Below are 7,040 nucleotides of genomic sequence, written 5' to 3'. Positions count from 1 at the left end.
GGATGGGCGGGGGTGACAGCGTCGGCGACTACTCCGTGGACATCAGCGGCGGCGAGGTCACCATCAACTCCGAGGGCGACGGGCTGGACTCCAATGGCAACGCCAGCATCAGCGGCGGCACGGTGGTCGTTAACGGGCCAAGCAACGACGGCAACGGCGCGCTGGACGTCAACGGTGAACTCGCCGTCAGCGGCGGCACCGTCGCGGCGGCCGGAAGCGCCGGCATGGCGGTAACCCCGGGAACGTCCTCGACGCAGTCCGGGGCCCAGGTCACCCTGGCCACGGCGGTACCGGCCGGGACAACCATCCAGCTGGCCGATTCCAGCGGCCAGGCAGTGGCAACCTTCGTGACCTCGAAGCAGACGGCTTCCCTCGTGTTTTCCTCCGCCGCGATAACAGCCGGCGAGCAGTACACCGTCTACACCGGCGGAACGGCGCAGGTTACTGCGGGCCTGGGTGAGGGATCCCTTGACGGCGCGCAGCAGCAGGGCACAGTCACCGCCGGGGAGTACACCGCGGCGCGTGGCCCCGGCGGCCGCCCCTGAACACAGAAGGCTCGCCTGGCACCGCTGACATAGTGAACGCAGCGGCCGGCGGAGGACTCGCTGGCTGCTGCGTTTCGGGCTTGGATCCGGACTCGCGTTGCGGTTATTCCCACTCGATCCACCCCGACTAGGTAGACTCGGGTGAGGTTTCAACCACTATCCACCGAAGAGGTGCTCCCCCTGCTTAGAGTCATCAGCTACAACCTCCGCAAGCACGCGGCCAGCGGCGAGCTGGTCGATCTGGCCCGCGATTTCGAGATTGATGCTTTGTGCCTCCAGGAGTGCGACACGGACGATCTGCCGGAAACCATCGGGGATCTGCACCTGGCCGACTCCACCAAGGGCAACCGGCTGGGCCTGGCGATCTACTACCGCATGAGCCGTTTCACGGCCTACGAGACCAAGACCTTCGCCCTCAAGAAGTCCATGCACGACCGCGTCCTCTCCCCCGCGCACGAGCGGCTTATCGGCACGCGCGTGACCGACAACGAGACCGACCACGGGCTCGTTATCGCATCCTTCCACGCGGCACCGCTGACGGCGTCCAACTCGCTGCGGCGGAACCAGATCCATGCCGCCCACGCCGAGCTGCTCAGCATGGGCGGAGGCCTGATGTCCCTGATGGTGGGTGACTTCAACTATCCGTTCTTCACCAAGACCCTGACAGCGCAGATGAAGGACGCCGGCTACGATCTGACAATGAGTGACCGCCGGACCTACACCCGGTACAAAGTCTTCAAGGGCCATTTCGACTTTGCCACTTCCCAGGGCCTCGAGATCGAAAGCGTGGAAACGCTGCCCCGCGGCGCCTCGGACCACCTTCCCATCCTGATCTCGGCCGAATACGGCCAGGAGGTCAACGGCAATGGTGCGGCACCCGCGGCCCCTTAGCGGCCGTTCCTGCCGTTCCTGCCGGGTCGGTCCCGGCGGCCGGCGCTGCCGCTAGGAACCGGCGTTGAAGACGTCCTCGCCGAAGCTGTTCAGGCCCGGCGCCCCGGCGTACCCCAGGCGCGGGAGGGAGAAGGCGTCTTCGATGCTCGCCAGGAGGCTGAAGTGGTTGTAGGGCGTGTTCGAGGTGGTTCCGCCGTTAGCGAAGGGTGAGAGCACAAGGGCTCCTACTTTTCCGCCGGCGGTCCCTCCGGGCAGCAGTCCTGCCGGTCCCTGAGTCTTGCCCTCGGATTCGTCGAAGGTGATGACCAGCATCCCGTCCTGTTTGAAGGCCGGGGAATCCAGGATCGCCGGGACCTGCCGGCTCAACCAACTGTCGGCGGCGGCCAGTCCGCCCGCGCTGCCATCGACGCAGGGGCTGTCGTGGCCGTCATTGCAGAGATTGGGCGAAATGTAGGACAGGTTCGGCGTGGTGGCCACGGACCGGAGGTCACCGGCGAGTTCGCCAAAATCCACCACATTGCTTTGGCATTCCGGTGACGAGGTGATGGATTCGAAGTACACGAAGGGGTTATGGCGGGTAGCGTACTGGTCTCCCACTTCGGCACGCTGACTTGTGTCCCTCGAGCCAAGATCGGGATGCCGGCATGGCGTGCCCATGTCCTCCATGTAGCCCTTCCAGGTCTTGCCGGCGGTGCTGAGCTGCCCGGCCACTGTAGGGACCGACGCCGGATACACGCACCCGGTGCCCTCCGCCTGCCCCAGCGAGGCGGTCCCCGTCAGCCGGAACGGGGCGTAGGTGGGGCAGTCGGCGCGGGTCATCGCGTTGGACGCCTGCCCGGAGATCTGGGCCAAGTAGTTCGGGTGCGAGTTGTGGGCGATCCCGTAGTACTCGGAAAGCAGGACGCCCTGGCTGCGAAGCGTCTGCGACAGGTACGGGGCTTCAGAGCCTGCGCCCCACACTTCGTTGTAGCCCTTGTTCTCGAGATTGATCACGAACACGTGCCCCGGCTTCGACCCGGCGCCCGCGGTGGCCGTACCCCCGGCCGTGGGACCCGGGCCGCCGCCCGGCGGCGGCTCGCAGGCCGCAGCCGACACCACCAGGACTGCTGCAACCAGCAGCCGCACGGCGATTCGTCGATGAGTTTTCGTGGCATTCCGGCTCATGGATTCCGGCTTTCTGATTGACCGATCAGCTTGGCCTTGGCGGCTCCAGTGGTTGCACTCTTTCACACCGCGGTCAAGAAATCCCGCGAGGACCCTGAATTGTGGCTGTGAGGCAGTGGCAGTGAGACCGTGGCCGTGGCCGTGAGACCAGGGAACCCGCGGCCGGGAACGCGCGACACCGGCGTTTCCGGTCCCGGGGCTGGCCTACCGTTCAGTAGTGAATGCTGTGGTGGTAGTTTGCACTCATGAGCGCACCATCGGATTCCATTCCGCTCCTGGACCTGAGCACCGCCAGAGGTCAGGACGGCACGTTTGACCCGGCGTTTATTGATGCCCTGCGCGACGCCACGCACCGGGTGGGCTTCTTCCAGTTGACGGGTTACGGAGCCTCTGCCGCCGAGGTGGACGAACTCTTCGACGTCACGCGGCGGTTCTTCGAGCTCCCGCTTGAGTCAAGGCTCGAACTCGACAACCGGCTCTCACCCCATTTCCGCGGCTACACGCGGCTGGGCCATGAAATCACCCAGGGGCGGCCGGACGCCCGCGAGCAGCTCGACTTCGGGCCCGAGCGCCCCGCCGTCGAGAACTACCCGCCGGATCAGCCGTACTGGCTGGTCCAGGGACCAAACCTGATGCCGGACCGGGCGCTGCCCGAGCTGCGCACCGTATGCATGGCCTGGGCGGACCGCATGTCCCGCGTTGGCGCAGAATTGCTCAGCGCCATTGCCGTGTCACTGCAACTGCCGGAAGGCTACTTCGACGAACCGTTCCGGGACTCACCGGCCTGGATGGCCAAACTTGTCCACTACGTCGGCGGCGTCGTCGCGGATGCCGGACCCCAGGGAGTGGGCGCCCATGCGGACTACGGCTTCGTCACCTTGCTGCTCCAGGATCAGGTCGGCGGCCTGCAGGTGCTCCCGCCGGGCAGCGACAGCTGGATTCCGGTGCAGCCGACTCCGGGGGCTTTGGTGGTCAACCTCGGGGAAATGCTGGAAGTCGCCACCCAGGGCTACCTGGCGGCCACCATCCACCGCGTCGAGGCGCCCCCGCCCGGAGTCGACCGCTACACGGTCCCCTTCTTCTTCTCGCCCCGGCTCGACGCCGTCATTGAGCCGGTGCCGCTTCCGCCCGCACTCGCGGCCCGGTCCCGGGGGCTCACGGATGATCCGGACAATCCGATGCTCGCGTCCTACGGCGCCAACGTGCTCAAAGGCTGGCTGCGGGCCCACCCCGAGGTCGCCCGGATTCATCACCCCGAACTTGTCAGGACCGCAGAGCAGCCCTGACGGCCCCAATTCCCACTGTCACCGGGATTTGCGGGCCGTCAGGTGGCGGTCCGCGGAGTCCCGGCTCAGGCTTTTCGCTGGGCGACGGCGCCAGCGAGCGAGGCGAGGCCCTTTTCGAAGTCTGCGCCGACCATCTTGTCCATGTTCATGAACAGCGCGAAGACCTTGCCGATGCCTTTGTTCTCCCCGGTCATGGTCCAGGTGACCTGGGTGCCGCTGCCGGAAGGGGCGAACGTGAAAGTGGTGGGATTGACGGCCTTGAAGGGCTTGGTGAACTCCAGGCGGATCTTGATGTTGCGCGGCTCGGCGGTATCGACAATTTCCATGGTGCCGGCGCCTGCCTTGCGGTTCCCGCTCCAGGCGTACTTGGCGCCGACGCCGGATTCGCTGCCGGAGTAGTTCCGCTCCATGGCAGGGTCAACTGACTCCCACGGAGACCACTTGGTCCATTCGTGGAAGCTGTTAACCAGCGGAAAGATGTCCTCGGCCGGTGCGGGAATGACTGCGCTGCGGGTAACTTCGTAGGTAGACATGCCGCAATCCTAGGCGGTGGCCGGCCCGACTAGGCGCAGGACAGGCGGGTCACCCCGCCTCGGCGGCCGCTTCCGTAAGGTCCACGACCGGCGACGCGGCGTTCTTCTTGACGGACTCGACGCCGCCCATGGCGCTTGCCTTGGTCTTGTAGCTCTGCGAGGAGGCGATCACCTCGCCGTTGGAGGCCTTGAGCCGGAACCGGAATCCGCCGGACTTATCTTTGTAAACCTCAAACTTGCCAGCCATCGTGCATCCCTGATTTCTCAATCGCTGTGACCGGCCGGGGAGCCGGCACGGAACAGACTAGCGCTGCCGCAACGGGCTGACCAGAGTCCATCGGATGGCCGCCCGTCAGCCCTGCAGTGGGATGACGTCGATGCCCCCGTGCTGGTCGGCAACGACGAGGACCCTGGCAGCCGCCACGCCTTCGAGTGCGGCGGCCAGCTGCTCTTCCTGCGTACCGCCAGCCCTCCGTTCCTCTCCGCCAGCAACGCCAACAGCACTGCCGTCGGCCCGCTTCCAGACTGTGACACCAGCCCCCGTGACCTCGTCGATGACACGGCGCAACGGCTCGGGATCGGAACCCGCCACGAGGATCACGCGATGGATCGTCCGCGGACGCACCGGTCCGGCCGCGGCAAGGCCAGAAGCGGCAAGAACAGTTCGGTCCTGCCGCCACACCGCAAAGTGGTATCCGAACACGAGCCCAGTGGCGACCAGAAGCCCCAGGGGTGCGCGGATCTGTTCGATGAGGCTTCCGCCGCTGACATCGCTCAGGAAGAACTCGAACATCCGGAGGCCGATCACCAGGAGCGTGACCACTGCCACCACGGCGCTCAGGCCGAACACGGCGACCAAGTAGATTCGCCGTGCGTTCAGTCCGGCGCCGGCCACAGCCACCGGCTCCAGTGGCCGCCACGCGAGCCACCAGACCGGTCCGCCCACCAGGAGGGAGCTGACTCCCGCGAGCAGCAGCGTCCGCGCCCCAGCGCCGGCCAGCGGCGTCGACGTCATGGCGAGGACCGAGTTGACGATCACGCCGATCCCGGACGCTGTCGCGACGAGGGCTACGCCGGAGGTCACCAGCCTGCCGCCCTGCACGGTGGCATCCGACCGCCGGCGCGCGATGTTGCCGTGGTAGACCCAGACGAGAGAGCCGATGGCAGCCGCGGCCACGGCCGGCGCGAGTGGCTCCAGCAGGAGCACCAGCGGCTCGGTACGGTCAAACAACAGCCGGAGGACCACGAAGAGCGCAACGCCGGATCCGGCCAGGGTGAGCACGCCCGCACCGAGCACGCCGACCGTGATGAGCGCGACCTCGGCCAGCCCGGTCCGCAGCTTTCGCCCGCCGTCGTGTTTCCAATGCCACCACCAGATACCGGTTCCGCCGACAGCCCAGACCAGGGACTGCAGCGCCGAAACCCACCACTGCTTGCCCACCGATGCTTCAGTCGCGGCACCCCGCAGGGCGGCGTCCAACAGGGTGGACAAGGCTGAGACGGCGCCGCCCACGGCCAGCACGAGCCCCAGCACCGAGCCGAGCACCGTGGGGACGTCGGCCAGGGCTGTCGGACCCTTTCGGGGGTGACGCCACATCCACCGGTGCCAGACCCAGACCGCAGCCCACACCAGGGAGGCGGCAAAGGACAGCCGCCATCCCGGGCCATCCCCGCCGATCAGCGCGGAAAGCGTGTTTAGCACGTTGGTGGAGGCAATGAGCAGGGCAAGCAGGTAGGCGCCAGCCACGTATAGACCCCAGCCGACGGCGGACCGCTCCTCCGGGTCCTCGAGCCGCCGCCACACCGCCCACCACAAGATTGCCGCGAGCGGGCCGCCAATCAGGGCGAAAGCCAGCGAGCGCGCGAGCCCGGAGACATCGTCCGAGGCCAGTTCCGTCCCCGCCACCAGAAGGCGGCCCAGCAGTCCGCCAAGCCCGACGGCGGCGGTCACCACCAGCGCGAACAGCAGTGCGTAGGTGATCAGCCGACGCACGGTCCGTTGGGCGCTCATCGCTTCACCTGGCCCGGGCACACGCTCAGCTGCCAGGGTGCGGTGTCGATCAGCCAGCCGTTCCCCGACCGAACGAGGTCGAAGACGTCCTCGACCTGATATTCGGCGCTGCCGAAGGGACCGCCCGGCTCTGACACGGTGATGAGCACCCTGACGTCTGCGGATTCCGGCCGCTCGGTGGTGGAAACCAGCGTGACGCGCAGATTCCGGGCCACAGGGCGTGCCTCGGCGCTGCATTTGTTCCGCGCGGCGGGAGTCAAGTACGCGGCGGCGGCCGCCTCATCCCCGGCAATGGCGGCGGCGGCATAACGCTGCGCAACCCCTGCCGGCGTTGACTCCGCCAGAGGCGCAGGTTCCCCGCGGGTGAGCACAACCGTCAGCGCGACCATCACGAGCACCGCGATCGCAACCAAGATGGCCAGCAGGGTCCGGTCAGGCCGGACGGGCCGAGGTTCCAGAGTTTCCTCCGGCCGGGATTCCTCCGGCTGTGGCCCGTCAGGCTGCGGACCTTCAGGCAGTCGTTCTGGCTGCGGGCTCATGCCGCCAGTATGGACTCAGGGCCAGCCACGGTCATGATGTCTTTCGTCCCCTTTCAGCGGCGTCTGCGTCG

Annotated in this window: 7 protein-coding genes and 1 pseudogene; 3 read left to right on the top strand and 5 right to left on the bottom strand. The window is 67.1% G+C overall.

Annotated features, from left to right (window positions below; genetic code table 11):
- Positions 1-545 (top strand): annotated as a pseudogene (locus LQV16_RS16405) (carbohydrate-binding domain-containing protein); the annotation flags it as partial.
- A 180-nt stretch (positions 546-725) separates the two neighbouring features.
- Positions 726-1,436, top strand: a complete 711-nt coding sequence (locus LQV16_RS16400) for an endonuclease/exonuclease/phosphatase family protein (RefSeq protein WP_229994967.1) — start codon at positions 726-728, stop codon at positions 1,434-1,436.
- Between the two features lie 51 nt (positions 1,437-1,487).
- On the opposite strand, the gene LQV16_RS16395 is transcribed toward LQV16_RS16400, so the two are convergent.
- The gene (locus LQV16_RS16395; protein ID WP_229994965.1) at positions 1,488-2,600 is read right to left on the bottom strand and encodes an alkaline phosphatase family protein; all 1,113 of its coding nucleotides are present in this window, start codon (positions 2,598-2,600) and stop codon (positions 1,488-1,490) included.
- A 245-nt stretch (positions 2,601-2,845) separates the two neighbouring features.
- Between LQV16_RS16395 and LQV16_RS16390 the strand changes: the two genes are divergently transcribed.
- Positions 2,846-3,886, top strand: coding sequence for a 2-oxoglutarate and iron-dependent oxygenase domain-containing protein (locus LQV16_RS16390; protein ID WP_229994964.1), 1,041 nt, complete (start codon positions 2,846-2,848; stop codon positions 3,884-3,886).
- Between the two features lie 65 nt (positions 3,887-3,951).
- On the opposite strand, the gene LQV16_RS16385 is transcribed toward LQV16_RS16390, so the two are convergent.
- The 4 genes from LQV16_RS16385 to LQV16_RS16370 all read right to left on the bottom strand — a co-directional run bounded on the left by LQV16_RS16385 (position 3,952) and on the right by LQV16_RS16370 (position 6,969).
- A complete protein-coding gene (locus LQV16_RS16385; protein WP_229994963.1) occupies positions 3,952-4,419 on the bottom strand; it encodes an SRPBCC family protein in 468 nt (155 codons plus the stop codon).
- Between the two features lie 49 nt (positions 4,420-4,468).
- A complete protein-coding gene (locus tag LQV16_RS16380) occupies positions 4,469-4,666 on the bottom strand; it encodes a DUF1508 domain-containing protein (protein ID WP_229994962.1) in 198 nt (65 codons plus the stop codon).
- A gap of 105 nt (positions 4,667-4,771) precedes the next feature.
- Positions 4,772-6,430, bottom strand: coding sequence for a DUF5671 domain-containing protein (locus tag LQV16_RS16375; protein ID WP_229994961.1), 1,659 nt, complete (start codon positions 6,428-6,430; stop codon positions 4,772-4,774).
- Positions 6,427-6,969 (bottom strand): hypothetical protein, encoded by a 543-nt coding sequence (locus tag LQV16_RS16370; protein ID WP_229994960.1) that lies wholly within the window; start codon positions 6,967-6,969, stop codon positions 6,427-6,429. The genes LQV16_RS16375 and LQV16_RS16370 overlap by 4 nt, the downstream gene beginning before the upstream one ends.
- Positions 6,970-7,040 lie beyond the last annotated feature (71 nt).

The sequence above is a fragment of the Arthrobacter sp. Bi26 genome, assembly GCF_918697925.1.
GTDB lineage: Bacteria > Actinomycetota > Actinomycetes > Actinomycetales > Micrococcaceae > Arthrobacter.
The sequence above is the reverse complement of the archived record's forward strand: the minus strand, read 5'-3'. Positions and strand labels throughout refer to the sequence as shown.